Here is a 25,222-nt window from a genome sequence, read left to right on the forward strand (position 1 = left end):
CCGGGGGAGAGGCGCTGACAACCTAGCTTCTCATCCGGAAACGACGATGTCCCGGGAGGGCGACGATGCAGTCAACAGCGCGAAAGCGGATCACCGGAGCGATCGTGGGTGTCGCCGCCGCCGCCCTGTTCGTGACAGCGAGCCTCAGCGCCGCCGCGACCGGAGGCGTGGCCAACCCCCGCACGAAGCTCACCATCGTGGCGCCCGCCGCCCCCGGCGGCGGATGGGACACCTTCGGCCGCGAGGCCCAGCAGGTCATGCGCGAGGAGGGCATCGCCGGGGCCGTGCAGGTGATGAACATCCCGGGGGCCGCAGGGACCATCGGCCTCGGCGCCGTCGCCGAGATGGGTGACCGTCACGACATCATGCTCGTCACCGGCGGCGTGATGGTGGGTGGGGTCATCGTCAACCGGTCGCCCGTGAGCCTCGAGGACGTGCGGCCCATCGTGCGTCTCGCCGACGACTTCAACGTGCTGGTCGTACCGGGCGACTCGCCCTTCCAGACGCTCGACGACTTCATGCAGGCATTCCTCGCCGACCCCGAGGGCACCGCGATCGCGGGCGGCTCGCTCGGCGGCATCGACCATCTGCTCGCCGGCATGCTCGCCCAGCAGGGCGGCATCGACCCGCAGCGCGTGAACTACCTCGCCTACCCGGGTGGCGGCGAGGTCGTCACCTCGCTCCTGTCCCACACCACGCAGGCCGGGCTCTCGGGCTACAACGACTTCCGCGACCAGATCGAGTCGGGCAACCTCCGCGCCCTCGCGCTCTCGGCCGAGGAACCCCTCGACGACGTCGACGTGCCGGCCTTCCGCGAGCAGGGCGTCGACGTCGCGATGTCGAACTGGCGCGGGCTGGTGGCGCCCCCGGGCATCGACGACGAGGTGCGCGCGGAGCTGGTGGCCATGGCATCCGAGATGCGGGAGACCGACGCCTGGCAGGAGGTGCTCGCCCGCAACAGCTGGGTCGACAGCTTCCTCGCCGGCGACGAGTTCGCCGCATACCTGTCGGAAGAGACCGAACGCACCACCGCGATCATGAAGGAGCTGGGTCTGTGACCGAACCGTCCACCCTCACCACGGGATCCCTGCGCGTGCAGCGCACCCCGCGCTGGTACACCGGCCGCAGCGAGCTGGTGGTCGTCGCGGGCGTCTTCGTGCTCGCCGCGTTCCTGACGTACGGCACCGCGACCATGCGGGTGCCCACCGACGTGGCCTTCCCCGGTCCGCAGTTCTTCCCGATGCTGGTGAGCGGCTTCCTCTGGCTCGCCGGGGTCGGTCTGCTCGTCGAGGTGCTGCGCACGTCGCGGCGCGCGCACGTGGCCGACGATCCCGTCGAGATCTCGAACGAGATGCTCGAGGACCTCGGCGCGATCGACGAGACGGGGGAGATCCGCATCGTCTCGCCCGAAGACGTCACGTCGAGCGCGAAGCCGGCCGCCGTCGACTGGCGCACGCTCGGCATCACCGTGGCGGGTCTCGCCGGCTTCATCGTGGTGCTGCCCGTGCTCGGCTGGATCCTCTCGGCCGCCGCGCTCTTCTGGGTCATCTCGTGGGCGTTCGGCAGCCGCCGACCCCTGCTCGACATCGGTGTCTCGGTGATCGTGTCGTCTCTCGTCCAGCTCGCGTTCGGCGCAGGGCTCGGCCTGTCGCTTCCCGCCGGCATCCTGGAAGGACTCTCGCCGTGGATCAGCTGATCAACCTCGCCGACGGGTTCGCGGTCGCGTTCACGCCGCAGAACCTCCTGTTCCTCGTCATCGGGGCGATCCTCGGCACTGCCGTGGGCGTGCTCCCGGGCCTCGGCTCGGCCATGGCGGTGGCGCTGCTGCTGCCCGTCACCTTCAGCCTCGACCCCACCGGCGCGTTCATCATGTTCGCGTCCATCTACTTCGGCGGTCTGTTCGGAGATTCCACCGCCGGCATCTTGCTGAACACCCCCGGCAATTCCTCGGCGATCGCCACGACGTTCGAGGGCCATCGCATGGCCAAGAGCGGCAGAGCGGCGAAGGCCCTCGGCACCTCGGCGATCGGGGCGTTCATCGGCGGCACCATCGCGTGCGTGCTGGTGGTGTTCTTCGCCCCCTACATCGTCGAACTGGCCAAGGTCTTCGGCCCGGCGGAGTACTTCGCGCTCGCCGTCTTCGCGTTCGTCGCCATCTCGGCCGTCGTCGCCGACTCGATCGTGCGGGGTCTGGTCGCGCTGGGCCTCGGCTTCGCCCTCGCCCTCGTCGGCATCGACGCGATGACGGGAGCCGAGCGCTTCACCGGCGGCAGCCCCGTGTTCTTCGACGGCATCTCGATCATCGTGATCACCGTCGGTCTGCTCGCGATCGGCGAGGTGCTGCACGTCTCGGGTCACATCCGCCGCGCCGGCGCACCGGGCAAGCTCGTCGCCCCCAGTGGCTCGCCGCTGCTGTCGAAGCGCGAGTGGCGTCAGGCCCTGCCCGCATTCCTGCGCGGCACCGCGTTCGGCGTGCCGTTCGGTGCGATCCCGGTGGGCGGCTCCGAGGTGCCGACGTTCCTCGCCTACGGCACCGAGAAGCGCCTCGCGCGCCGCCGCGGTGACACCGACTTCGGCTCACGCGGGGCGATTCAGGGCGTCGCCGCCCCCGAGGCCGCCGGCAACGCGACCGCGGGTTCGGCGATGGGCGCCCTCCTCGGCCTGGGCCTGCCGACCTCGGCGACGGCCGCGATGATGATCGCCGCGTTCCAGCAGTACGGGATGCAGCCCGGCCCCCTGCTCTTCGAGCGCTCGGGCGACCTGGTGTGGCCACTGCTGGCGAGCCTGTTCCTGGGCCTCATCATGCTGCTGATCATCAACCTGCCGTTCGCCGCCGTGTGGGCGAAGCTGCTGCTGATCCCGCGCCACTACCTGTACGCGGGCATCACGGTCGTCGCGATGCTCGGCGTGTACGCCATCGCCTCGCGCGTGGTCGACCTGTGGCTGGCGCTGGCGATCGGCGTCGTCGGGTTCGTCATGCGACGCTTCTCGATCCCGCTCGCTCCGGTGCTCATCGCCGCGATCCTCGGACCGATGGCCGAGACGCAGATGCGCCGCGCGCTCGCCGTGTCGGAGGGCGACCCGACGATCTTCGTCTCGTCGCCGCTGACGATCGTGCTGTACGCCCTGCTCGCGATCATCGTGACGGTCAGCGTCCTGCAGCACGCCCGCCACGCGCGCCGCGAGCCCGCCGCCCGCCGCGACGCCCCTCTCCCCACCGCCCGCCGCTGACGCGCCCCCCGCCCCGCCCCCCGCCCCGCCCCCCGCCCCCACCCCGTTGAGTGTCCGGAACACGCCGCGTCGGTCCTTCCGTTGCGGCGTGTTCTGGACGCTCAACGGGCTCGAACCCCCCGACGCCCCGCCCGTCGCGCGCCGCACCACCCTTGGCCTCCGGTACCGTCGAAGGGTGACCAGCGCCAGCAGCAAAGACGACGAGGTCGATCTCCTCATCGACGCGTGGTCGCAGTTGCTGCCCGACGTCGACCTCACCCCCCTCGACGTCATGTCGCGCCTGCGCCGCGCCGCCTTCCACCTGTCGAAGCTGCGCGCCAAGGCCTTCGCCAGTGCCGACATCGCCGTGTGGGAGTTCGACGTGCTCGCGGTCCTGCGTCGCGCCGGCACCGAGCTCAGCGCCACGCGCCTGATCACGGCCACGATGATCGGCAGCGCCGCGATGACCAACCGCCTCGACAAGCTCGCCGAGCGCGGTCTCGTGCACCGCCGCCCCAATCCCTCCGACGGGCGCGCCATCCTCGTCGCGATCACCCCCGAGGGCATCGAGCGCGTCGACGCCGCGATGACCGAGCTCGTCCGTCTCGAGGCCGACGCCCTGCGCGACGTCCCTCGCAACGATCAGGCCCTTCTCGCCAGCGCCCTGCGCGTGCTCGCGGCAGGCGAGACGCACGAGGCGTGACCGCCCTCTCCGCGGCGATCGCCGAACGGCCCGTCGTGCTCGACGGCGGACTCGGCACCCTGCTCGAGGTCCGCGGCCACGACGTGTCGTCGGCCCTGTGGTCGGCGCAGGTGCTGCGCGACGATCCCGACGAGATCCGCGCGGCGCACGCCGCCTTCGCCGCGGCGGGCGCCGAGGTGCTCATCACCTCGTCGTACCAGGTGGGCTTCGGTGGCCCGATTCCGGATGCCGAGATCGACACCCTGCTGCGCCGATCGGTCGCGCTCGCCCGTGACGCCGCCGACGCGTGGGTCGCGGCATCCGTGGGACCCATCGGGGCGCTCCGCGCCGACGGCAGCGAATACACCGGGGAGTACGGGCTGAGCGTCGCCCAGCTGCGTGCGGCCCACCGTCGCCGCCTGCACGTGCTCGCCGAGGCCGGCGCCGACCTGCTCGCGGTCGAGACGATCCCCTCTCCGGTCGAAGTCGAGGCCCTCGCCCTCGAGCTCGCCGAGCTCGGCCTGCCCGCCTTCGTGAGTCTCTCGGGCGACAGCACCGGTTTCGCGACCCCCGGCTCCCGCTCCGCGGCGCTGGCCGTCGCGGCATCCGTCCCCGGTGTGCTCGCCGTCGGCGTCAACTGCTGCGCGCCCGGCACGGTGCTGCCCGCGCTCGCCGAGGCTCCCGCGGCGCCGCTCGTGGCCTACCCCAATACAGGGGAGCGATGGGATGCCGAGACCCGCACCTGGCACGGCGGCGCCGCCCCGTTGGCCGAGGCCGCCCCCGCCTGGGTCGCCTCCGGCGCGCGCCTGGTCGGCGGCTGCTGCCGCTCGATGCCGGCCGACATCGCCGCCATCGCGGCCGCCCTGCGCTGAGTCGTCGCGGAGCTCCGCGCCGACGGGTAGACGATGCTGAGCCTGTCGGGATCTCCGCTCGCCCCGCACCACGACGAGGGTGGCGCAGCGCTTGCGGATGTCGCACCGGCCATCGATCGGGCGCTGCTGACCCCGTGTCGGAATTCCTCGAGAAATTTTTCCCGAGAGGTGAAAGACGCGGCGGGGTGGTGGCCATGTATGGGGTACAGGCCGCGATGATCGCTCGTTCACCCGGAACGGGCTGCGGCGTCGACTGAAAGGTGCAGCTCATGCGCATTCGTACCCTCTCCGCTGTGGCCGCTTCGATCCTCGCCGTGGGTCTGCTGACCGGGGGCGCCGCAGCGTTCGCTGCCTCGCACGAGACGCCCGCGACCGAACAGGACACGTTCATCGACGGCGTGCCCGCCCCCGACCAGGAGGAAGACGTGACCCCCGACAACGAGGAAGGCGTGTTCATCGACGGCATGCCGGCGCCGCTGTTCGTCACCCCGGCCGACCTCGCCAAGGGGCCGGTGACGCTGGTGGCGGGGCAGTCGCTGATCGTCGTGCTCGACGTCGAGAACGGCGGCATCTTCACCGGAACCGGTGGGACCGACGACGACGCCGTGGTGCACTTCGACGCCGCGACGGTGGGTGCCGACGACGACGAGGCGTCGTTCAACGCCGGTTTCTCGGCCGAGAAGGCCGGGACCACCAAGGGCTGGATCGCCGGTGCCGACGGCCAGCGCGTCACCTTCGACATCACGGTCGTCGCGTCCTGAGCGACGCGGTATCCCGGGGTCGGCGGAGCATTCCGCCGGCCCCGTTCGGCGTTCAGTCGAAGTCCGCCGCCACGGCGTTGCGGTGATACTCGAAGATGATGCTGGTGCGAGTGGATGCCACGCTGTGCCGCGCCGAGAGGTGATCGACGACGAAGCGGCGCACGGCCGAGGAGTCGTCGACCGCGATGTGCACGAGGAAGTCGTCGGCTCCGCCGAGGAAGAACAGCTGGATGACGTCGGGGTGCCGGCGCACCTCGTGCGCGAAGGCGCGGATGCTCTCCTGTCGCTGGCCGGGGCGCAGCGTCACCCCGACGATGGCCTGCAAGCCGCGGCCGAGCCGGCTCTGGTCGACCGCCGCGTGGAAGCCGGTGATGAGTCCGCGTTCGACGAGGGCGCGCAAGCGTGCGTGCGCGGTGGACGGGGCGACGCCCAGGTCTTCGGCGATCGCCGCGTTGGTCATGCGTGCATCGGCCGACAACAGTTCGATGATGCGGGCGTCGTGCGGGTGCAGATCGTCGTCGGCCATCGCAGATCCTTCGGTCATCGGTGTCGGTGAGGGCAGGAGTATCCGAGAATACGCCTCTACCGCGGCATCCGATCGAAGAATCTGCGGCGTAACGCCGTTGAAACACGCGGTTCTGCGATTCTTCCGGCAACGTCGCCCGCCCGAGGAGGAACCCATGCGCGTCTCCGTGCCCACCGAGATCAAGAACAACGAGAATCGTGTCGCCATGACGCCGGCCGGCGTCGACGCGCTGGTGCACCGCGGTCACGAGGTGCTCGTGCAGGCCGGGGCGGGCATCGGCAGCGGGTTCAGCGACGAGCAGTACGTTGCTGCGGGCGCCGAGATCGTCGCGACCGCCGCCGAGACGTGGGCGCGTGCCGAGCTGCTGGTCAAGGTCAAGGAGCCCATCGCCCCCGAGTACGGCTTCCTCCGCCCCGACCTGACCCTGTTCACGTACCTGCACCTGGCCGCCGACCGGCCGTTGACCGACGCGCTCATCGCCGCGGGGACCACCGCCGTCGCCTACGAGACCGTGCAGACCGCCGACCGCGCGCTGCCACTGCTCGCCCCGATGAGCGAGGTCGCCGGGCGTCTGTCGATCATCGAGGGCGCCCACCATCTGCTGCGCGCCTCGGGTGGTCGGGGCCTGCTGCCGGGCGGTGTCCCCGGTACCCCGCGGGCGAAGGTCGTCGTCATCGGTGGCGGTGTCGCGGGGGAGCACGCTGCGGCCAACGCCCTCGGTCTCGGTGCGCGCGTCACCGTCGTCGACATCTCGCTGCCCAAGCTCCGGCAGCTCGAGGAGCGCTTCGGCGGCGCGATCGAGACCCGGGCATCGACCCGTCTCGAGATCGCCGAGCAGCTCGCCGACGCCGACGTGGTGATCGGGTCGGTGCTCATTCCCGGAGCAGCCGCGCCCAAGCTCGTCACCGACGACATGGTCGCGGCGATGAAGCCGGGCTCGGTGCTGGTCGACATCGCCATCGACCAAGGTGGCTGCTTCGAGGGCTCACGCCCGACGACCCACGACGCCCCGACGTTCCGCGTGCACGACTCGCTGTACTACTGCGTCGCGAACATGCCCGGCGCCGTACCGCACACCTCGACCCGGGCGCTCTCGAACGCGACCCTGCCCTACATCACCCGTATCGCCGACGCCGGCTGGGAGGCCGCGGCATCCGCCGATCCCTCCCTCGCGAAGGGCCTGAACGTGCGCGCCGGCGTGGTCGTGAACGAGGCCGTCCGGGCGGCATTCGACCTCTGACCCGCGCCTCAAGCGGTTGAGCGTCCAAGACACGCCGAAGGCACGGCTCCGCGCGCGGCGTGTCTTGGACACTCAACGGGGGTGGGCCGGGCGCACCCAGGCGTAGGTGATCTCGGGGCGGCCCTGGCCGCCATAGCGGGGCTCGCGGCGCACGCGGCCGACGTCGGCGAGGTGCTCGAGGTAGCGCCGAGCCGTCACGCGCGACATGCCCTCGCTCTCGCCGACCTCGGTCGACGACACGGCCTCGGATGCCGTGCGCACCCGCTCCGCCACGGCGTGCAGCGTCTCATCGCTCAGGCCCTTCGGCAGAGCGGGTGCGGCGATGGTCCGCAGCGTCCCCAGCAGTGCGTCCACCTCCGACTGCGTCGCATCGCCGGCCGCGCGGTCGAGCCCGTCGACGTACGCGCGGTATGCCTCGAGGCGCTCGCGGAACGCGGCGAAAGCGAAGGGCTTGATCAGGTATTGCACGACGCCGATCGACACCGCGGCGCGGACGGTCGCGGCATCCCGTACCGCGGTGACGGCGATGATGTCGACGCGAGATCCCATGGCCCGTACCCGCCGGGCGACGTCGAGCCCGGTGCCGTCGGGCATGGTCATGTCGAGCAGCACGAGGTCGACGCGGCGCTCGGGATCGCTCAGGGCGGTCAGCGCCGCCCGGGCACCCGCGGCGTGCCCGGCGACCTCGAATCCCGGCACCCGTGCGACATATGCGGAGTGCAGCTCGAGCGCGAGCGCGTCGTCGTCGACGACCAGCACGCGGATCACGGCGCCACCGCCTCGGCGACGGCGGGCAAGAACACCCGTACCGTGGTGGGATCCGCGCTCAGCTGCAGGGTGCCGCCGCGTGCGGCGACGATGTCGCGGACCAGGGCGAGGCCGACACCGCGGCCGCCGGGCGCGTGCGCAGGCTTCGTGGACACGCCGAAGGCGAAGGGGTCTTCCAGGGCGGGGTCGAACCCGGCTCCGCTGTCGCTGACCTCGAGCACGACATCGCCACCGCTCTCGCGCAGCGTCGCACGCACCCATCGCGGCTCGGCGCCGGCCGCTGCGGCATCCAGGGCGTTGTCGACGAGATTGCCGACCACGGTCACGGCCTCGGCGGGTGCCAGCGGCAGCGCGGGAGTGGGCTCGGCGACGTCGAGGTCGAGGCGTACGCCGCGCTCGGCGGCCTCGTCGAGCTTGCCGAGCAGCAGGGCGACGACCACGGCGCCCTCGTCATCCGAGACGAGCCGGTCGGCGAGCTCCTGCCGTTCGCTCGTGGATGCCAGGATCAACCGCCGCGCGTCGTCGACGCGCCCGAGCTCGAGCAGTGCCAGCAGCGCGTGCAGCCGGTTGCCGTGCTCGTGCGTCTGCGAGCGCAGGGTGTCGCTGAGGGTACGCACGCCCTCGAGCTCGCCCAGCAGCGCCTGCAGCTCGGAGCGGTCGCGCAACGTCATGACGCGTCCACGCTCGGGGGCGCGCCGCCCGGTGAGGTCGCGCGCGTCTTCTTGATTGACCAACAGCACGCGATCGCCGTTGACCACGGTCTCCTCCACCATGCGGCGTCCGGTGGCGATGGCCTCGGCCAGGGCGGCATCCATCTCCACCTCCCGGGGGTCGAGCGATACTTGGCCGGTGGTCGCGGGAGGCAGCGCCAGCAGGTCGGCGGCCTCGTCGTTGTAGAGCACGATGCGACCGGTGCGGTCGGTCACCACGAGTCCCTCACGCAGCGAGTGCAGCACGGTCTCGTAGCTCTCGACGAGACGCGACAGTTCGCCGGGCGTGTACGAGCCGGTCACGCGCCGCGCGCTGCGGCGCACGTAGAGTGCGCCGAGCACGCCGAAGCCGACGATGGCGGCGGATGCCGCGACGATCAACGGCACGCGAGCGGCGAGGTCTTGCTGCACGGCGCCGAGGGTGACACCCACCGCGACGAGGCCGACGATGTCGCCGTCTTCGTCGCCGCCGTCGCGGATGGGCGCGATCGTGCGCACGGAGGGTCCGAGTGTGCCCTCGTAGACCTCGGTGAAGGTCGCACCGTCGAGGGCCTCCTGGCGCGATCCCTGGTACTCCTGCCCGATCTCCGACCTGTTGCGGTGGGTGAGGCGGATGCCGTCGGGCGTCATGATCGTGACGAACGACAGATCGGCGTCGGGGAGGATCTGCTCGACCATCGGTTGCAGCGCGTCGGAATCCCGGCGCGCGACGAGCGCGGCCACGTCTCGTTCGTGCGCGAGGGTCTCGGCCACCGACCGGGTCACCTGTTGTGCTTCGCGCTGACCCGAGTCGCTCAGCTGCACCGACAGCAGCGCCGCCAGCACGCCCGCGACGAGAACGACGACGCCGAGCGAAACGAGCGCGAGGCGCCCTCCCACACTCAGTCTCATGTCGTCGCCCTCCATCGCGCCTGCCGTGAACAATACGACCACAAATCGCCATCGCGGACGCTCTCGACGACAGTCGTGACATCCACCGGCGGCCCCGCCGGGAAAAACAATGACGTTAGGAAGAGGGGATAGGCGCTGATGGCTCTCTCACTCCGCACCACTCGCGACGGTCGGCCCCGCAAGAGGATCGACCGCAACCACTGGCTCTACATCGCCGTCATCGTCGCCGTCGTGGCCGGTGTCGTCGTCGGCCTCGTCGCGCCGGCCCTCGCCACGGCGCTCGAACCGCTCGGCAAGGGCTTCGTCAGCCTGATCAAGATGATGATCGCCCCGGTGATCTTCTGCACGATCGTCGTCGGCATCGGCTCGATCGCCAAGGCCTCGACGGTCGGCAAGATCGGCGGCCTGGCGATGATCTACTTCCTGGTCATGTCGTCGTTCGCCCTGATCATCGGCCTCCTCGTCGGCAACATCATCCACCCGGGTGAGGGCCTGAACATCGCGGGCGCCCAGTACGACGCGCCCTCGACCGAGGCGACGACGACCCAGGACTTCGTCCTGGGCATCATCCCGACCACGTTCTTCTCGGCCTTCACCGGCGGCAGCATCCTGCAGGTGCTGTTCATCGCCCTGCTCGTGGGCTTCGCCCTGCAGGGAATGGGCGAGCGCGGCGCTCGCATGGTCGAGGGCATTCGCAACTTCCAGGTGCTGGTCTTCCGCATCCTCGGCATGATCCTGTGGCTCGCCCCGATCGGTGCCTTCGGGGCGATCGCGGCCGTCGTCGGCAAGACCGGGTTCCAGGCCGTGATCAGCCTCGGCATCCTGATGGGCGCGTTCTACATCACGTGCTTCCTCTTCATCGCCGTGGTGCTCGGAACGCTGCTCTATGTCGTGACCCGCGTCAACATCTTCACGCTGATGAAGTACCTGGGGCGCGAGTACCTGCTCATCGTCGGCACCTCGTCGTCTGAGGCCGCTCTTCCCCGCCTCATCGCCAAGATGGAGCACCTCGGTGTCTCGAAGCCCGTCGTCGGCATCACGGTGCCGACCGGCTACTCGTTCAACCTCGACGGCACCGCGATCTACTTGACCATGGCCTCGCTGTTCATCGCCACCGCGATGGGCTCGCCGATGTCGATCGGTGAGCAGATCGGCCTGATGATCTTCATGATCATCGCCTCCAAGGGCGCCGCCGGCGTCACCGGCGCCGGTCTCGCCACCCTCGCGGGCGGCCTGTCGGCCTACCGCCCCGACCTGGTCGACGGCGTCGGCGTGATCGTCGGCATCGACCGCTTCATGTCCGAGGCTCGCGCCGTCACCAACTTCACCGGCAACGCGGTGGCCACGATGCTCATCGGTGTCTGGACCAAGGAGTACGACGGCCAGCGTGTCCGCGAGGTGCTCGCCGGCGACATCCCGTTCGACGAGTCGATGCTCACCGGCGACGGTCACGGCTCGGCGACCCCCGTGGCGGATGCCAAACAGCAGGCGTCCGCGGAGATCGGCACCGGTCCCGCGGTCGACACGCAGGCCCTCGACGCCTTCCGCGCCAAGGCTGAGGCGGATGCGGCGGCTCGGAGTCGCTCGTGACCATCGCGCACACCCCGGCGGGGGCGGCTTCGGCTGCCCCCGCCGGCACGCGGGTGGACCTCGCCCGCACGTGGATGCTGCGCTCTCCGCTGGCCGGTGATCTCGAGACCGCGGCCGACGTGCTGGTGCTCGACCTGGAGGACGGTCTGCCGGACGGCCGCAAGGCCGAGGGGCGCGACCGTGCGCGCCATGCGGCCGTCGAGGCTCCCGTGTGGCTGCGCATCAGTGCTGCCGGCACTCGCGACGGCGAGGCCGACCTCGCCCTGGGGCGCGAGCTCGACGAGCGTTTGGCCGGCGTGGTGCTGGCGATGTGTGCCGGCGCCGCCGATGTGGCTCATGTGGCGGCATCGCTCCCCGAGGCCACGCCGATCGTCGCGATGGTCGAGTCGGCCGCGGCGCTGCTGGCGGCTCCCGCGATCGCGGCGCACCCAGCCACCCGTCGCCTCGCGTTCGGCGCCGGCGACTTCCGCCGCGACACCGGCATGGCGGCTGACCGCTTGGCCCTGTCGTGGCCTCGCGCGCAATTGGTGGTGGCTTCGGCCGCTGCGGGCATCGCCGGTCCCATCGACGGGCCGTGCGGTGCCGTGGATCACGCTCGGGATGCCGCTCTGCACGCCGCCGCGATGGGTTTCACCGGCACCCTCGTGCTTCGGGATGCCGCGGTGGCCGGCGCCCACGCCGGGTTCACACCGTCATCGGCCGAGGTCGACGCCGCGCGCTCGCTGCTGTCGTCGACCCCCGACGGTCCGGTCGATGGTTCTTACGCTCCGACGCTCGCGCGGGCGCGGGCGCTGGTGGAGCGCGCCGAGGCCCTGGCTGCCCTCTGACGCGGCGACAGACATTTATGCCATGTAAACATGGTTTTACGTTACTCTGAGGGAGCGCCGAAAGTGATTCCCCATGACCGGCGTGCGTGCGCTGCGCCAGGCGTGCGCGACCCCCTGGTCTGTCGCGCCGCCCGACCGGCGCGCCAGACCAGGGGGTCATTTGCGCGTGGCGATCCCCCTCACCGCTTCCGCCCGAACCACCGCCGCCGCTGCGGGCGCTCGAGGGGAATCGCGGCGGTCTCCCGAGCGCGACGGCGCTCGCGCCACGCACGCAGTTCTGCTTCCGCATCGAGCGTCGGGGTCACGACCGGCGGCCCGCCGAGCAGCTGGCGCCGTGCGTCGATCACTCGGCGATTGAAATCTTCGAGTGCTTCGCGCACCTCGGCCTCGCGCACGATGGCATCCAGTCGATCCGCCATCTCGGCGTGTTCCACCCGCAGCGTGAGGGCCGGTGGGCCGAGACCGCTGAGCTTCTCGGTCTCGATCTTTCGGCGGATCCACCAGTCGGGGTCGTGCCCTCCACCCAGGTCGGGCAGGGGCTTTCCCGCCCCGGGCAGGTCGTCGAACTCGCCGCGTCGGATGGCCTGCTGGATCGCCGTCTCGACGTACGCGGCCCGATCGGCAGCGGTCGATCCTCGGGCGGGACCCCGTTCCTCGGCCTCGGGCTCGAGCCCCGCGGCACGCAGCTCTCGATCGAGCCGGTAGCGCTCGGCCGACTGGCGCGGATCGTCGCTCACGCCGCCTCCCGCTCCAGTCGTCGCAGGCGCGCGCGTGCCATGTCCTGCGCGCGCGGCCCCGATCCCAGCGCTCGTTCGGTTACGCGCAGCACGAGGCGCGCCAGCGTCAGCACCGGCAGCGGCCACCGGCGCACGCCCAGCATCTTGCGGTAGCGCCGAGGGATGGTCGCCACCGCCGCTGCGAACAGCACGCGGTAGGCCACGCCCATCGCGCCCGCGAACGGTGGTCGCCGCAGAAAGCGCACGACGTCGTCGACGCGTTCCCCGCCGCGTAGTTCGCCGCGGTCGGCGAACGCGTCGATCTCGGCGCGCAGCGCCGCGCGTGTCAGCGGCGGGTCGACCACCCGCATGAGGCGGCCGGCTGTCGCCCAGTCGGCGACGTAGGCATCTGCCCCGCCCGGGATGGGTTTGCGCGAGGCTTCATGGCCCGCGAGGAAGGCGTCGGTGAAGGCCAGGTGCACCCATCGCACGAGATCGGCCGCCTCGGCGGTGTACCTGCGGTCGGTGCCGTCGCCGGCACGGTATTCGCCTTGCACGCGTTGGTGGAAGCGTCCGACGCGCCGGGTCTCGGCATCCGCCTGCGTTCGGGAGCCGTAGGTCAGGGTGACGACCCAGCGCACCGTCCCGGTGAGACGGCCGATGGGGTCTTCGCGGTACCGTGACCAGTCGTGCACGCCTGCGAGGGCTCCCGGATGCAGCGCCTGCAGCAGCAGGGCGCGGATGCCGGCGACCAGAGTTCCTGTTCCGGCGTGCACCGTCCATGCGGGGCCGTTCTCGGCGAAGTACCCGGTGTCGACGCCCTCGGCGATCGCGCGCACGTAGGGCGCCATGCCGGTCGGGTCTCCGGCGAGGGCGATGAGGATCTTCCCACGCAGCGACCGGACCCAGTCGGGGGTGGGAGATTCTGTCACCGTTCCAGCGTGCCACCGTCTGAGGAGACGGGCGCGGGATTCTGACAGATCAGTGCCCTTCGTGCGTGATGACCGGCACGGTGCCGTCGTCGCGCAGCAGCACGGCGTTCTGTGTGGCGCCCAGGGCCGGGGTGACCACGACCGCGATGACGGCGGCGGCCACCAGCAGACCGACGACGCTCATCGGCTGAGCGCTGCGCTGCGCCGGGCTCAGCCGCTGTCGGCGCAGGTGCACCGCGGCCGTCGCGCCGACGACGACGAGAAGAAGGGATGCCGCGGCCACGGCGAGGATGCTGGTGTGCGCCGGCATGGCGAAGAGAAGAGCGGTGGTGGTGGCAAGCGCGACGAGGGCGCCGGCGAGAGCGGCGCGCGGTGTCACGATACGCCCGGCCGACAGCACGGCGGCGCCCCAGACCAGCGACGCCAATCCGAGGACCACCATCCCGATTCCGAGGCCGCTTGCGACGGCCCCGGAATCGGGGCGAGTGATCGCGCCCGCACCGAGGGCGGCGGTGATCAGCCCGGCCCCCCATGCGGACACGGAGGGCCACGACCGAACGAAGGTCGCGGCAGTCATCGTCAGACCCCCGCGGTACGCGGGACGTTGCGCTCGGTGCCGAGGCCGACACCCAGCAGCACCACGGCGCTGGCGAGGTGCAGGAAGTGGTCGGGCACGTTCAGCGCGAGGATGTTCGCGGAGGTTCCGGCGAGGAAGAAGCCGACGATACCGAGCAGCAGGTAGACGGCGCCGACGGTGGTGTTGACGCCCTTCGCGGCGCGGGCGTTGGCCAGACCGGCGACCAGGAGTGCGGCGCCGATGAGCAGGTGCGCGATGTTGTGCAGCGGGTTCACCTCGAAGATGCCGAGGAGCAGACCGCCCTCGGTCGCGATGAAGCCCACGCCGCCGGTGACGGCGAAGCCGAGCAGACCGACGAGCAGGTAGACGGCACCGAAGACGGTAGCCACGATGCGGTTGGGTGACGAGCTCATGATGAACCTCCCGGTGTATTGGCAGCGGCCGTCCGGCCGCCTCACCACATCTTCGGAGACATTGCTCAATTCGGATTGGGGCTTTCCCTGCCCGACCGCATTCGATAGAACCTGGAAACGACAGAAGGCCCCCGAGTACTCTCCGAGGCCCTCCGTAACGATTCGACCATAGGTCGGGTGTCGCACGTGTGTTCCGGGATTGCTTTTCGCGCGTTGTTCACATAACCGGCATCTGCGACGATCGCGTCATGCGTTTCGAGACGACCTTGCTCCAGACGGGCAACAACACCGGTATCGAGGTTCCGCTCGAGGTCGTGGAGGCCCTCGGCGGGGGCAAGCGCGCGGCTGTGGTCGTCCAGGTGAACGGATACGTGTTTCCGAGCACGCTGGCCGTCATGGGCGGCCGGCACCTCATTCCGTTCTCGGCCGACAAGCGTGCCGCCACCGGGCTGTCGGGCGGCGACTCGATCGTCGTCGAACTGCGGCTCGACACCGCCCCGCGCACCGTCGAGGTGCCCGACGACCTCGCGTCCGCCCTCGACGCGGCGGGGGTGCGGGCGCGCTTCGATGCCCTCGCCCCGAGCGCTCGAAAAGCACACGTCGCGAATGTCGAGGGAGCGAAGACCGCAGAGACCCGCGCGCGACGTATCGCGGTGATCGTCGGCTCCCTGGGCTGACCTCGGCCCCGGCTGTCGACCGATAGCCTGGAGCGGGAGGTCTCGTGGGGCGCACCAAGGATGCCATCGCCGAAGGGCTGTCGATCGCGACGGCCGCGGCGCGCCTTGCCGTGCGAAACCGCATCCTCGTCGAGACGATCGCCCGCGGGGGACTCTTCGATGGCGAGCTCTTCGCCGCGTTCGCCCGCGAGACACTGCGGTCGCTGGCCGACGAGCAGGACCAGGCCGCCGAGCGTGTCACGCATCAGCGCAAGCGCGCGTGGGGTCGCTTCTCGGATTCGTCGGGCACGCACGATTATCGTGACCGCGATACCCGCAACCTGCGTCGTCGTGCCCGCCAGTCGCGCGGCGTCGCGAAAGAGCTGCGGACCCTCGCCGACGACGATGAGAGGGTGAATACGCTCGTCGCCGACGCGCGGATCGCTGCGTGGGGCGACGTCGAGTCCAACCTCCGCAAGCGTCTCGACGTCGAGGGTATGACGGCGGATGCCGACCCCGACTACGCCACGATGCGTCGGGCCCGCATGGACGCCCTGCGGATGGTCGACCTGGCTCGTCTCGCCTCGCAGGCGAAGCGGAGGGCGAAAGAACGGGCCGAGGCGGCCGAGCAGGAACCCTCAGGCGACGAGAAGAGACCCTCGGGCGGCTCGGGCAAGGGCGGCAAGAAGAAGAATAAGTCCGCCGAGTCCTGACCCCGCGGGGTATGGATGCCGCGCCGGAGGCCGCACACGTACAACGAGAAGCCCCCGTCGACCGGAGTCGACGGGGGCTTCTCGTTGGAAGGAAGGCGTCAGGCCTTGGTCTCCTGGCGGTTGCGGCGCACCTTCGAGGCGACGACGACCGTGGCGCCGGCGAGCAGAAGGGCTCCGCCGCCGACCCAGATGCCCAGGAGCGAGTCGGCGTCCACACCGGTCACGGGAAGGGCGTTGCTGCTGCCGGCGTTGCTGCCGCTGCCGCCGCCCGTGCCACCACCGGTGCTGCTGCCGGCGCGAGCGCCGGTCGCAGCGAGGGTGTACGAACCGCTCGGGTTCGCCGGGAGCGTGACGACGGCCGTGGCCGCACCCGACCCGTCAGCGGTCTTGGTGACCGAGGCGGACGTTACCGGCAGGTTGGCCGTTGCGATGTTCGCTCCGGTCACACCGCGGCCGACGAGGGTGAAGGTGACCGACGCGCCGGGCTGGAAGCCCGTGATGGGAACCGGTCCGTTGGCGGTCACGGTCACCGTCACGGTGCTGGGGTCGGTGGGGACGTAGGCCTGGGCCGCGACCGGCGCGGCGACCAACAGCGCCGCGGCGACGGCGGCCGAGGCCGCGACCTTGGAGAACGTGTGCTTCATGATTGCCTGCTTTCGAACCGGATGACGGCTGTTTGTGGTCCGCTCGTTTCGTGCGTCCATTGAGCGTGTGTTGGGAACCAGGTCGATGTGGCTGTGATAGAGCCTGGTGTCTTCCTGAGTATTGCCTAAGGATTGTGATAAAAGCAAACTCATCTGATTTCCTACGCGTGAATATTTCGCTACAAGACACGTTTCGGGTAGCTACCCGCCGGCGTCGGCTGCGATGTCAACTCAGCCCTCCGCCCGGCGATGTGTGGGTGAGGTCGCACGACACTTCGACAACAGGGTCGATTGAACTGTTCGCCGTAGGGGTCACGAGAGCTTCAGCATCGACAGCGCTCGAGGTTCCGCGAACGGTCACGGTCACCTCGGTCGCTGCGGCGGGCTGCAGGTCGGAGCTGAAGGTCATCACGTCCCGTCCTTCCAGCACACTGCTGGTGAACGGACTTTCCGTTGGCGACGTGGAGGAGACGATCTCGAAGCCCTCGGGGAGCAACACGTTCGCGACAACCCGCGCTGTTCCCGGTGCGACCCTGTAGACGCCGCCTCCGGTGATGTACCAAGGCAGGGTCGTTCCGGCATCGATGGGAGCGGTGTTCGTCAACTTCACATGAAGTACGAGTTGACGCACCCCTTTCTGCCCCGTCGCCTGACAGGCCGCCCAGGCCAGAGACACCTCGGGCACCACGTAGTAGCTCATCTTGGAGCCGGTGCCGTCGTTCAGGTAGACGCCGAACCGGGCGTGGCGCTCATCGGTTACAGGGAGTAGGCCGGCAATAGTCGAGCCATCGAGGATGGCCTGTTCGTTGGGCTCTTTACTCCATATGTACAACCGGTGCTCGGCGCCTGCGCGTCCTAGTGCAGCAACTAGCTCCGGGGCGGATGCCTGGCTGTTCAGAAGCGCTTGGAAGACGGCGCCGGTGGCGGCCGTGAAGAACGCGTCCTGCTGCTCTGGCGACTCGTAGCGCAAATACACCTCGTTCAGGAGGAGAGCCGCCGCGTTCTCTGCGGTCAAGGTATCGCCCGACGCGATCGGCACTGGCCCGGTCGCTCGCAGGAGGTAAGAAAGCGCGACCGGATCGACCGCGAGAACTCCGTCTACGTCGACCCCGGTCGCCGACAAGTACATTTCGCGTGCGCTCGCTCCGACGACCGAGAAGTCGGGAACTTGGGTGAGATTGTGGAAGTACCGTGCGGGTTTTGTGCCGTAGAGATCGGTGATCTGCTTCGGAAGGTCGACGACAGGTCCGTCGAAACTCTGCGACAAAGAAGTGGCGGACTCGGTTCGCACGAGCGAGACCGCGCCGTCCACGGTCTTGAGGAGAATCGCCGTGCCCGAGATTCCCCCCAGCGAGCGCCATTCCGCGTTGTTCTGCACGAGCACGAGGTATTCCCGTTCGCCCTTCCCGCCCAGCATGGAGGGGAGCAGATGCGACGTGCGTGCGAGAGTGTCGATAGACCCCGCTGTTTGCTCGAAGACCTCGATGGCTCGATTAACCGCGGAATCAACGATTCCGACGAGAGGAGTGCGATTGATCGCGCGGACGGCGTCCGTCGCGGCGGAGGCACTACGCGAGGCTTCGTCGGCGGGTCCGGCGATGTTCGACAGCGCATTTGGGTCTATGCGTCCATTGACAGGTCTGAGCGAGTCCACTTTCACGCCCTGAGCAGCCGTGGCTAGCGGTAACAGGCTTCGACCGAGGAGTTGATCCATCGATGCGGCGAGCGTGCTGAAGGCTTCAAGCTGTGGCCCAACCCACGGGGTGAGCGAGGCAAGAGTCCACACCGGGTCTGACGTAAGTTCTCGTGCTTCCGCCGCTTCCGATGCGAGTCTGGCAATCGTCGGTGAGGCTGCGGACGGATCGGCTGCCACGTCCATAGCGCTGCGACTGGCCTCGCTTTGAACACGCGCGAGATGCTGGTAGGCGAGCGTACCGCGCACACCGACCCAGAGGGCTATTGAAACGGCAACCAGCATCAAAGTGGCGAGCGTCCACGCGAAAACTCGACCTGCGGTCTTCATCTGCGGGGAAAGAACGCTCATTTCAGCACCTCGCATCTCACCCAGCTCGGACGGTCGCGCGGGGTCCACACATGCCAACAATTCCGCTCTCGATCCGCGGGGCAGACAGAGTATGCAGACCAGTTCGCTGGTTCACTCACGGCGCTTTGAGCGAGTGCTGTCACGGCGACGAGACCGCGCGGAGCGGCTCCGGCCGTTGTCGATCGGAGAGAGGAGACCCTCAATGTGTTCGGCCGCGGTCGCAGTTTCCACCTCGTCGACCGTCTCGCGGTAGCCGTATCCGTAGCCATAGCCCGCGTAGTAGGCATCTGGCCCGCGCGTTGGGACCATCGTCATAACAAAACCGGCCAGCTTGGAACCGACCGTGTTCAGAGCCGCTGTCGCGAGGGTCAGCTGATGCCGAGTCGTTCGACCGGCCGAAACTACCATCAGAGCGCCACTCGTCGCGCGCGAGAGGATGGCGGCGTCGGTGACAGGCAGCAAAGGAGGGGCGTCACACAGAACGACGTCGAACTCTCTCTCAAGGCTTGAAAGAAGGCTGTTCATCTGGTCGGAACCCAGGAGTTCGCTGGGGTTCGGCGGAATCTTCCCAGCGGGCAGCACCCATAGAGTTCTACCGCCCCACGGCAGCATTACGTCGTCAAGGGACGCGCGACCTATGAGCACGTCGGTCAGCCCCGCCCCTCCTTCAATGCTCAGGTACTCCGCTACCTTTGGCTTTCTGAGGTCGGTGTCGATCAGCGCAACGCGCTTCCCGGCATCCGCGAGCGCGACTGCAAGATTGATGGTGGTGGTCGATTTGCCCTCGCTCGGCATCGAGCTGGTGACTACGAAGCTTGATCGGCCACCCATGTCGAGGAACTGCAGGTTTGTACGAAGCGCGCGAAATGACTCTGCCCGAGGGCTGAGAGGATCGGCGTGGACGATGAGAGGTCGGTCTTTCGCCTTCGCGTCGTATGCAATCGAACCCATTCCCGGGGCGCCGGTGATCTGCTCGGCTTCGCGCGGATTGCGAACGCGGTTATCTAGTCGCGTTCGTACAACTGCTGTGACAGCGCCAGCAGCTAAGCCGAAGATTGTGCCGAGCACAAGGTTGACAGTGACATTGGGGCTGGACGGAGTTGTTGACGGCTGAGCATCGCGCACCCGGCTGAGACGCACAGGGCTGACACCATTTGCTGTAGAAGGCTCCAGTTGCGGAACCGTCGCGGACAGGCTTGCCGCAACTGCGTTCGCGATGTTGGCGGCGGTCGACGGATCGGGGTCGGTAGCGGTGATCGTGATGAGAGTCGAGTTCAACGCTGCTGATGCGCTGACCACTTGTGCCAATCTGTCTGCCGTCGTGGCGAGACCCATCTCTGCGATGACGCGGTCGAGAACGGCCGGCGTCGTCGCGAGGCCGACGTACGTGTTGATGCGCGCCTGTGTGAAGCTCGATCCTTGCTGAAGTTCTGCTGCAGTGCTACCGCCCTGCGTCGACACGAAAACTGTGCTCGTTGACTCATAGAGTGGCGTGCGGGTGAGCGTGTACCCCGTGGCTACGCCGAGGCCAATGAGAGTCAACAGGACTATCACGAGCCAGTTTTTGCGAAGAACGCGGATGTAGTCGCTGGGCTCCATGGTGCCTCTCGAAGACGCGATGATGACCTGCTGCGTTAGGTCTCGGAATCGTGCTCAGTCTTACACACAGAATGTTTCGAGCTCGCGTTGAGCGCGTATTCCACCGTCTTCTTCGCCTCGCCCAGCGTGTGCCGATACATTGGCCGAGTGTCCGATTCCCTCAGCGATCCTGCTACCTCTCGCCGTGCAGATGGCGGCTCGGCATCTCCATGGGATTCCGTAAAGTCATCGGATGACCACGGCGCACGCAAGCGACGTAGGCAGCGTCTCGATTGGCGTGAAGGGGGTCGGTCGCTGCGTCCATGGGATGCGACGGTCCTTGCGATCGTGCTCGCGGGTGTAGGCGCTGGGCTCATCGGTGCCTATTTTGCGGCCCGTATCTCGGTGCCCTGGGCACCGTTCGCTTCGACGATTGCATTGTGGTTGGGCCTGCTCGCGGCAATCAGCTTCGCGTTAGCGCGCGCACAGCCCGCTGGACTGTTTCGATTCAGATCTATCGATCTGTTGTGGGGGATCGGTCTCGGGCTGGGCCTGCGACTCGTGCAGGGCTTGTTGAGCGGTTCTCACGCGACTGCCTTTCCCTCGATGACGCCATCGGAAGGGTTTCCAGAGCACGCCTGGTGGATCGCCACGGTGCTCTCCGCCGGTCTGTTCGCCCCCCTCATCGAGGAGACCATGTTCCGTGGCGTGCTTCTTGTCGCAGTGTACGGCCTCCTCTTTCGCGGCCTGGGCGGTTTCGCGGCGAGCGTGACGGCCGTGCTGTGCTCTGCGGGCTCGTTCGTGCTGCTTCACGCAGCGTTCACTGAGTTGGCGCTCGCGAGCGGCGTGCAGCTGTTCATCGTGGGAACTACATGCGCGCTCATCGTGATCTTTACCGGCCGTCTAGCGGGCGCGGTGCTCGCGCACATCGTTTACAACGTGACTTTCCTGGTACTGGCAGTGCTCGGAACGGCACTCGGGAGTGTCTCCTAGGAGCGAGTCGGCCGGCGGCCAATCGACTCTTGAAAGCGGACGAGGTACCCGTCGGGGTCGGTGACGAGGAACTGTTGGACGCCCGCCTCGGTGTCCTCGTCGATGAGGTACCACATCGTCTCGGGTTCCATGAAAAGCGGATGATTCGCTTCTCGCAGGGCGGCGATGATCGGCGCGATTCGCGGCACGTTGATCTGGAAGTTGATTCCCCGACCCAGAGGTGATTCCAGCGGCCCCGTCACCCAGTTCCGGCCAACGGGTCTGCTGTACGGATAGGTGACAGGGGTTAGTCAGGCCGCGAGGGCCAGGGTCTTGGTCATCATTGTCTCGAACTCGACCGGGGTCAAACGGCCGAGACGGTCTTGCCGACGGCGTCGGTGGTAGGTTCGCTCGATCCAGGTGACGATCGCGATGCGCAGCTGTTCGCGGGTGGTCCAGGAGCGTCGGTTGAGGACGTTCTTCTGCAGGAGCGAGAAGAACGACTCCATGGCGGCGTTGTCGCCCGCAGCTCCCACTCTGCCCATCGATCCGACCATGCGGTGACGGGCCAGGGCGCGGATTGCCTTCCGGGAGCGAAATTGACTGCCCCTGTCGGAATGTACGACGCAACCGGCGACGTTCCCGCGCAGAGCGGCGGCGTTGTCGATCGCGTTGACGACGAGACGGGACTTCATCCGGGAGTCGATCGAGTAGCCGACGATCTTGCCCGAGAAGACGTCCTTGATCGCGCAGAGGTAGAGCTTGCCCTCGCCGGTGTGATGCTCGGTGATGTCGGTCAGCCAGAGCCGGTTCGGCGCGTCCGCAATGAACTCGCGTTGGACGAGGTCGTCGTGAACAGGAGGGCCGGCCTTGCGGCCTTTCCCGCGGGCGCGTTTCTTGCCAAACGCCGACCACCAGCCGTTCTCCGACGTAATACGCCATGCGGTCCGGTCGGACATCGCCTCCCCGGCGTCGCGGGCCTCATCGGCGAGGAGGCGGTGTCCGAACTCGGGGTCGTCGCGGTGCGCGTCGAACAGCGCGTTCGCGCGAAATGCCTCCACCAGCTCCGCGTTGGTGATGGGGTTGGCGAGCCAGCGGTAGTAGGGCTGGCGGGCGAGCTTGAGGACCCGGCACGTCACCGTGACGGGGATCCCGTCACCGGCGAGCTCTTTCACGAGCGGGTAGAGCCTTTTCCCGGCAGATGCGCCTGCGACAGATACGCCGTCGCCCGTCGCAGCACCTCGACCTCCTGCTCCAGCAGCCGGTTGCGCGCCCGCAGTTCGCGGACCTCGGCGTCTCGGTTAGTTGGCGACGGAGCACCGGTATCGGCAGCGGTCTTCTCGGCGCGGGAGCGGGCGAGCCACTTCGTGAGGGTCATCGGGTGGACCCCGAAGTCGGCGGCGATTCGCTCGATCGTCACACCGGGCTCACGGTTCTCGGCGACACGCACCACGTCGTCGCGGAACTCCTTCGGATAAGGCTTGGGCACGATGGCATCCTTCCAGGCCCGTCCTGCGGGGCAAGCCAGATCAGATGTCACCTATCCGTGCAGCAGACCCAACACCGCGTTGCTCGAGCATGATGTGTGCGGACCCGAGGGAGATGTAGGCGAAGCCCTCCTCCTGGCGTTGGTAGGTGATCCAGAAACCGCAGAGCCCGCACCAGAACTCGATGCTCTTCGACACGTCGCCGACCAGAAGCTCAGGCACCAGTGCGGGGAGAGTTGGCGAGTCGCTCACTCACTCATCGTCGCAGACCATCAAGGTGACGTAGCCGGGGCGTCTTTGCGCGGAGCACGAGGCCGCCACGATAGGTCAAGGCGGGTGTCGGATCGGTCGGCGGGCTCGGGGATTACCGGAATGAGGCCCTGAGAGCGCAGCTGCTCACGAATCATCGCCCCATTCCGTCGCAGCCCCGAGGGAGGCTTGATGTAGCACCGGGTTCGGCCTGCCTGCGGAGGCTCGCGAGTGTTGATCGTCCTCGCCAACCTTCGGATTATCGCGCCCCAGCGACGTACTGGAGTCAGGGACCCCAAGACCAAAAAGGACGTCCGGGTTCTGAAACACCACTCTCTTGCCTCGAGGGCGGTACGAAACCCTGAGCCGATCTGTTTTCTCGCGGACAAACAGATCATCGTGTCCCCGTCGTACGCCTTACTGACTGCACGGCCGCAGATGCCCGCTATCTTTGGCGGATGCGACATCACCAGAAGCAGGACAGGGCGCAGACTCTAATGAGTCCCCCAGATGCCGTAGGGTGCCTGAACGGGGCGGGGGTAGGCTTCGATCAAGCATTAGGTCGGAGGGGAGCGGTGAGCGTTTACTCGGGTTCTACGGGCAGGACAGCCGCCGCGATGACGACGGTGTTCGTCCTCGGTCTCACCGTTCTTTCAGGTCGCATACGTGGGATCGCACTCGTTCGGGCGAAGCACAAATCGAGCTACGTCCTGCTCGCTGTAGTCGGAATGCGCCTTGGCTGCCCCCTCAGCCGCTCGTACAATTTTTCGGTCGCCACGTTTTGAGTCGATGGCATTCCTGGGCATTTGAGCCTCTTTGGGCCATCTCAACTCTCTTAGATTGCGAAGGTTTTTGATGACCGATTGGGTTGTTCAGTTTGCTGTCGTCTTGTACTTGGTGGGGCCACTCATATTAATATGGGTGTTGCGAGGTGCTTTCCAAATTGTTGCTTTGTCGCCTGTCATTATCGTGGTCTCGATCTTCGCCATAGTTGGCGTTTTGGGATTTTTGATATCCCCATACACGACATATGCTGGCGGTGTCAGCATTATCGTTCAGTTGACGGCGCGGCAGAATTTGGAAACCGGCCTGATTTTCGGCACGACATCGTGGCTAATTTTGATCGGTGCGCTCGCGAGTATATATATCCCAAATGTTCGTACGGTGAGAGTTCAGCCTCGCCCGTTGGATCTCTCCGGGTCGGCGCAGGTTGCTGCCCTTGCTCTAGCGGCGATCCCGATAGTCATGCTGGTTGCACCGATCGGGCTTGGTATCTTCTATCGGAGCAGCTACCTGACAGGAGAGGGTGGGGGCGCGTTTAGCGTGGCGCAGCAATTAGCGCTCGCTTCAGGCGCCGTGTTCGGCTTCGTGTCCATCTCCGGCACCAGGGCACTTCGAGTGACGGCACTGTGTCTAGCGGTCGTGTGCGGGGTGGCTCTATTTTCATTAGGCTCGCGGCGGCTCGCGATGCTGCCCGTGGCAGTTGCTTTCGGCGCAATCTTGGCGAGGCCAAGAAAGGGGGGTAAGTATCTCGCTACTGGTCTCGCTGTTGCCGGCGTCCTTCTCCCGCTGCCTCTGTACTTGAGGTCCTCGTCGTTGCATGGTCTTTTGCCATATGTCGCCCAACTGGGAACTTTCAACATCGCTCAGATTGACTGGTTAGCCACTCTGAATAATGTGATCGTGGCGTTTCCTATAACGGGTGCAACCGTGTTTCAGACTCCGCCTATTCCCATGGAATATTTCTGGATCAGCATCAATCCACTACCCGGGGAGGTTGCGGGATTTTACGGTATTACGCAGAATCTCGGCCTCAATCAAATAACCCCATACTCAACTATTGGTGAAGTCTGGAATCATGGAGCGGGTGTATCTATCCTCTTTTGGTTGGTCATCGGACTAACTCTGGGTATTCTTGAGCGCGCGGTAGGACAGTGGCTGCGAACGCGATACAGCTTTGTGGGGCTGGGGCTTGTGGTCTTGAGTGCCTTGTATGCTGTGACGTCTCTGCAGTACAACTTGCGATCCTCTACGCGGATGCTTGTATATGCAGGCGTCATTGCCTTGATTGTGCATCTAGTAAGTGATCGCGAGTCGCGACGCAGGGATGAAGGTCCTAAAGGGATCGCCGACGCTCGACTGACTTGAGGAACATTCTTCAGTC

26 protein-coding genes are annotated in these 25,222 nt (G+C 67.6%); 13 read left to right on the forward strand and 13 right to left on the reverse strand.

All coding sequences use genetic code 11. The features are described 5' to 3' along the window. The first annotated feature begins 65 nt into the window (after positions 1-65). From QE412_RS15045 to QE412_RS15070, 6 genes are all read left to right on the forward strand, one after another. On the forward strand, positions 66-1,058 hold the full coding sequence (locus QE412_RS15045) for a Bug family tripartite tricarboxylate transporter substrate binding protein (protein WP_307485646.1): 993 nt from the start codon (positions 66-68) through the stop codon (positions 1,056-1,058). Beyond that, positions 1,055-1,696 carry a tripartite tricarboxylate transporter TctB family protein gene (locus QE412_RS15050; protein WP_307485650.1) on the forward strand — a complete coding sequence of 214 codons (642 nt, stop codon included), beginning with the start codon at positions 1,055-1,057 and terminating at the stop codon, positions 1,694-1,696. Before QE412_RS15045 ends, QE412_RS15050 begins: the two co-directional genes overlap by 4 nt. Further along, positions 1,684-3,231 (forward strand): tripartite tricarboxylate transporter permease, encoded by a 1,548-nt coding sequence (locus QE412_RS15055; protein WP_307485653.1) that lies wholly within the window; start codon positions 1,684-1,686, stop codon positions 3,229-3,231. Before QE412_RS15050 ends, QE412_RS15055 begins: the two co-directional genes overlap by 13 nt. A 175-nt stretch (positions 3,232-3,406) precedes the next feature. Next, the gene (locus tag QE412_RS15060; protein WP_307485659.1) at positions 3,407-3,913 is read left to right on the forward strand and encodes a MarR family winged helix-turn-helix transcriptional regulator; all 507 of its coding nucleotides are present in this window, start codon (positions 3,407-3,409) and stop codon (positions 3,911-3,913) included. After that, positions 3,910-4,764 (forward strand): homocysteine S-methyltransferase, encoded by an 855-nt coding sequence (gene mmuM / locus QE412_RS15065; protein ID WP_307485663.1) that lies wholly within the window; start codon positions 3,910-3,912, stop codon positions 4,762-4,764. The genes QE412_RS15060 and mmuM overlap by 4 nt, the downstream gene beginning before the upstream one ends. A gap of 269 nt (positions 4,765-5,033) precedes the next feature. Then, the gene (locus QE412_RS15070; RefSeq protein WP_307485665.1) at positions 5,034-5,525 is read left to right on the forward strand and encodes a hypothetical protein; all 492 of its coding nucleotides are present in this window, start codon (positions 5,034-5,036) and stop codon (positions 5,523-5,525) included. A gap of 52 nt (positions 5,526-5,577) precedes the next feature. On the opposite strand, the gene QE412_RS15075 is transcribed toward QE412_RS15070, so the two are convergent. Beyond that, positions 5,578-6,051: an Lrp/AsnC family transcriptional regulator gene (locus QE412_RS15075; protein WP_307485667.1), complete on the reverse strand. Its 474-nt coding sequence runs from the start codon at positions 6,049-6,051 to the stop codon at positions 5,578-5,580. 154 nt (positions 6,052-6,205) lie between these two features. Between QE412_RS15075 and ald the strand changes: the two genes are divergently transcribed. Beyond that, positions 6,206-7,291, forward strand: coding sequence for an alanine dehydrogenase (ald, locus tag QE412_RS15080; protein ID WP_307485670.1), 1,086 nt, complete (start codon positions 6,206-6,208; stop codon positions 7,289-7,291). 72 nt (positions 7,292-7,363) lie between these two features. Here the strand turns inward: ald and QE412_RS15085 are convergent, their stop codons facing one another. Together QE412_RS15085 and QE412_RS15090 are read right to left on the reverse strand one after the other, a co-directional pair. After that, complete coding sequence (locus QE412_RS15085; protein WP_307485673.1) at positions 7,364-8,059, reverse strand: response regulator; 696 nt, start codon at positions 8,057-8,059, stop codon at positions 7,364-7,366. Beyond that, on the reverse strand, positions 8,056-9,660 hold the full coding sequence (locus tag QE412_RS15090; protein ID WP_307485676.1) for a sensor histidine kinase: 1,605 nt from the start codon (positions 9,658-9,660) through the stop codon (positions 8,056-8,058). Before QE412_RS15090 ends, QE412_RS15085 begins: the two co-directional genes overlap by 4 nt. A gap of 138 nt (positions 9,661-9,798) precedes the next feature. Here QE412_RS15090 and QE412_RS15095 point away from each other — a divergent pair, with 138 nt between their 5' ends. Further along, positions 9,799-11,250, forward strand: coding sequence for a cation:dicarboxylate symporter family transporter (locus QE412_RS15095; RefSeq protein WP_307485680.1), 1,452 nt, complete (start codon positions 9,799-9,801; stop codon positions 11,248-11,250). Continuing rightward, the gene (locus QE412_RS15100; RefSeq protein ID WP_307485682.1) at positions 11,247-12,077 is read left to right on the forward strand and encodes an aldolase/citrate lyase family protein; all 831 of its coding nucleotides are present in this window, start codon (positions 11,247-11,249) and stop codon (positions 12,075-12,077) included. The genes QE412_RS15095 and QE412_RS15100 overlap by 4 nt, the downstream gene beginning before the upstream one ends. 179 nt (positions 12,078-12,256) lie before the next feature. On the opposite strand, the gene QE412_RS15105 is transcribed toward QE412_RS15100, so the two are convergent. The 4 genes from QE412_RS15105 to QE412_RS15120 form a co-directional block, all read right to left on the reverse strand. Next, on the reverse strand, positions 12,257-12,814 hold the full coding sequence (locus QE412_RS15105) for a DnaJ family domain-containing protein (protein WP_307485686.1): 558 nt from the start codon (positions 12,812-12,814) through the stop codon (positions 12,257-12,259). Further along, positions 12,811-13,644 carry an oxygenase MpaB family protein gene (locus tag QE412_RS15110; RefSeq protein ID WP_373426579.1) on the reverse strand — a complete coding sequence of 278 codons (834 nt, stop codon included), beginning with the start codon at positions 13,642-13,644 and terminating at the stop codon, positions 12,811-12,813. The genes QE412_RS15105 and QE412_RS15110 overlap by 4 nt, the downstream gene beginning before the upstream one ends. A 130-nt stretch (positions 13,645-13,774) precedes the next feature. Beyond that, a complete protein-coding gene (locus QE412_RS15115) occupies positions 13,775-14,302 on the reverse strand; it encodes a hypothetical protein (protein WP_307485692.1) in 528 nt (175 codons plus the stop codon). Positions 14,303-14,304: 2 nt separating this feature from the next. After that, positions 14,305-14,715 (reverse strand): DUF4383 domain-containing protein, encoded by a 411-nt coding sequence (locus QE412_RS15120; RefSeq protein ID WP_307485694.1) that lies wholly within the window; start codon positions 14,713-14,715, stop codon positions 14,305-14,307. Between the two features lie 248 nt (positions 14,716-14,963). Here QE412_RS15120 and QE412_RS15125 point away from each other — a divergent pair, with 248 nt between their 5' ends. Further along, on the forward strand, positions 14,964-15,392 hold the full coding sequence (locus QE412_RS15125; protein WP_307485696.1) for a YdeI/OmpD-associated family protein: 429 nt from the start codon (positions 14,964-14,966) through the stop codon (positions 15,390-15,392). 44 nt (positions 15,393-15,436) lie between these two features. Then, positions 15,437-16,084, forward strand: a complete 648-nt coding sequence (locus QE412_RS15130) for an asparagine synthase (RefSeq protein WP_307485699.1) — start codon at positions 15,437-15,439, stop codon at positions 16,082-16,084. Positions 16,085-16,182: 98 nt separating this feature from the next. Here QE412_RS15130 and QE412_RS15135 read toward each other — a convergent pair whose 3' ends face one another. The 3 genes from QE412_RS15135 to QE412_RS15145 all read right to left on the reverse strand — a co-directional run bounded on the left by QE412_RS15135 (position 16,183) and on the right by QE412_RS15145 (position 20,371). Continuing rightward, a complete protein-coding gene (locus tag QE412_RS15135; protein ID WP_307485703.1) occupies positions 16,183-16,728 on the reverse strand; it encodes an LPXTG cell wall anchor domain-containing protein in 546 nt (181 codons plus the stop codon). Between the two features lie 226 nt (positions 16,729-16,954). Beyond that, on the reverse strand, positions 16,955-18,772 hold the full coding sequence (locus QE412_RS15140; RefSeq protein ID WP_307485706.1) for a DUF4012 domain-containing protein: 1,818 nt from the start codon (positions 18,770-18,772) through the stop codon (positions 16,955-16,957). Positions 18,773-18,883: 111 nt separating this feature from the next. Next, positions 18,884-20,371 (reverse strand): polysaccharide biosynthesis tyrosine autokinase, encoded by a 1,488-nt coding sequence (locus QE412_RS15145; protein WP_307485710.1) that lies wholly within the window; start codon positions 20,369-20,371, stop codon positions 18,884-18,886. A gap of 147 nt (positions 20,372-20,518) precedes the next feature. On the opposite strand from QE412_RS15145, the gene QE412_RS15150 reads away from it, so the two are divergent. Next, entirely contained in the window at positions 20,519-21,343 is an 825-nt protein-coding gene (locus QE412_RS15150; protein ID WP_307485712.1) for a CPBP family intramembrane glutamic endopeptidase, read from the forward strand. Here the strand turns inward: QE412_RS15150 and QE412_RS15155 are convergent. From QE412_RS15155 to QE412_RS15165, 3 genes are all read right to left on the reverse strand, one after another. Further along, on the reverse strand, positions 21,340-21,585 hold the full coding sequence (locus QE412_RS15155) for a hypothetical protein (protein ID WP_307485716.1): 246 nt from the start codon (positions 21,583-21,585) through the stop codon (positions 21,340-21,342). The genes QE412_RS15150 and QE412_RS15155 overlap by 4 nt on opposite strands. 48 nt (positions 21,586-21,633) lie before the next feature. Beyond that, a protein-coding gene (locus QE412_RS15160) for an IS3 family transposase (protein ID WP_307480082.1) occupies positions 21,634-22,811 on the reverse strand; the annotation gives its coding sequence in 2 pieces (ribosomal slippage) (positions 21,634-22,515 and positions 22,518-22,811; 1,176 coding nt in all). A gap of 40 nt (positions 22,812-22,851) precedes the next feature. Then, on the reverse strand, positions 22,852-23,061 hold the full coding sequence (locus QE412_RS15165) for a hypothetical protein (protein ID WP_307485719.1): 210 nt from the start codon (positions 23,059-23,061) through the stop codon (positions 22,852-22,854). An 852-nt stretch (positions 23,062-23,913) separates the two neighbouring features. Here QE412_RS15165 and QE412_RS15170 point away from each other — a divergent pair. Beyond that, positions 23,914-25,206, forward strand: coding sequence for a hypothetical protein (locus QE412_RS15170; protein ID WP_307485722.1), 1,293 nt, complete (start codon positions 23,914-23,916; stop codon positions 25,204-25,206). The last annotated feature ends 16 nt before the right edge of the window (positions 25,207-25,222 follow it).

The organism is Microbacterium trichothecenolyticum (genome assembly GCF_030818955.1).
GTDB lineage: Bacteria > Actinomycetota > Actinomycetes > Actinomycetales > Microbacteriaceae > Microbacterium > Microbacterium trichothecenolyticum_B.

Coding starts and splice junctions, on each gene's coding strand:
- QE412_RS15095 (WP_307485680.1), top strand. CDS start 9,799: ATGGCTCTCTCACTCCGCACCACTCGCGACGGTCGGCCCCGCAAGAGG.
- QE412_RS15115 (WP_307485692.1), bottom strand. CDS start 14,302: ATGACTGCCGCGACCTTCGTTCGGTCGTGGCCCTCCGTGTCCGCATGG.
- QE412_RS15110 (WP_373426579.1), bottom strand. CDS start 13,644: ATGGCGCCCTACGTGCGCGCGATCGCCGAGGGCGTCGACACCGGGTAC.
- QE412_RS15070 (WP_307485665.1), top strand. CDS start 5,034: ATGCGCATTCGTACCCTCTCCGCTGTGGCCGCTTCGATCCTCGCCGTG.
- QE412_RS15090 (WP_307485676.1), bottom strand. CDS start 9,660: ATGAGACTGAGTGTGGGAGGGCGCCTCGCGCTCGTTTCGCTCGGCGTC.
- QE412_RS15120 (WP_307485694.1), bottom strand. CDS start 14,715: ATGAGCTCGTCACCCAACCGCATCGTGGCTACCGTCTTCGGTGCCGTC.
- QE412_RS15075 (WP_307485667.1), bottom strand. CDS start 6,051: ATGGCCGACGACGATCTGCACCCGCACGACGCCCGCATCATCGAACTG.
- QE412_RS15170 (WP_307485722.1), top strand. CDS start 23,914: ATGACCGATTGGGTTGTTCAGTTTGCTGTCGTCTTGTACTTGGTGGGG.
- QE412_RS15145 (WP_307485710.1), bottom strand. CDS start 20,371: ATGGAGCCCAGCGACTACATCCGCGTTCTTCGCAAAAACTGGCTCGTG.
- ald (WP_307485670.1), top strand. CDS start 6,206: ATGCGCGTCTCCGTGCCCACCGAGATCAAGAACAACGAGAATCGTGTC.
- QE412_RS15125 (WP_307485696.1), top strand. CDS start 14,964: ATGCGTTTCGAGACGACCTTGCTCCAGACGGGCAACAACACCGGTATC.
- QE412_RS15140 (WP_307485706.1), bottom strand. CDS start 18,772: ATGAGCGTTCTTTCCCCGCAGATGAAGACCGCAGGTCGAGTTTTCGCG.
- QE412_RS15045 (WP_307485646.1), top strand. CDS start 66: ATGCAGTCAACAGCGCGAAAGCGGATCACCGGAGCGATCGTGGGTGTC.
- QE412_RS15135 (WP_307485703.1), bottom strand. CDS start 16,728: ATGAAGCACACGTTCTCCAAGGTCGCGGCCTCGGCCGCCGTCGCCGCG.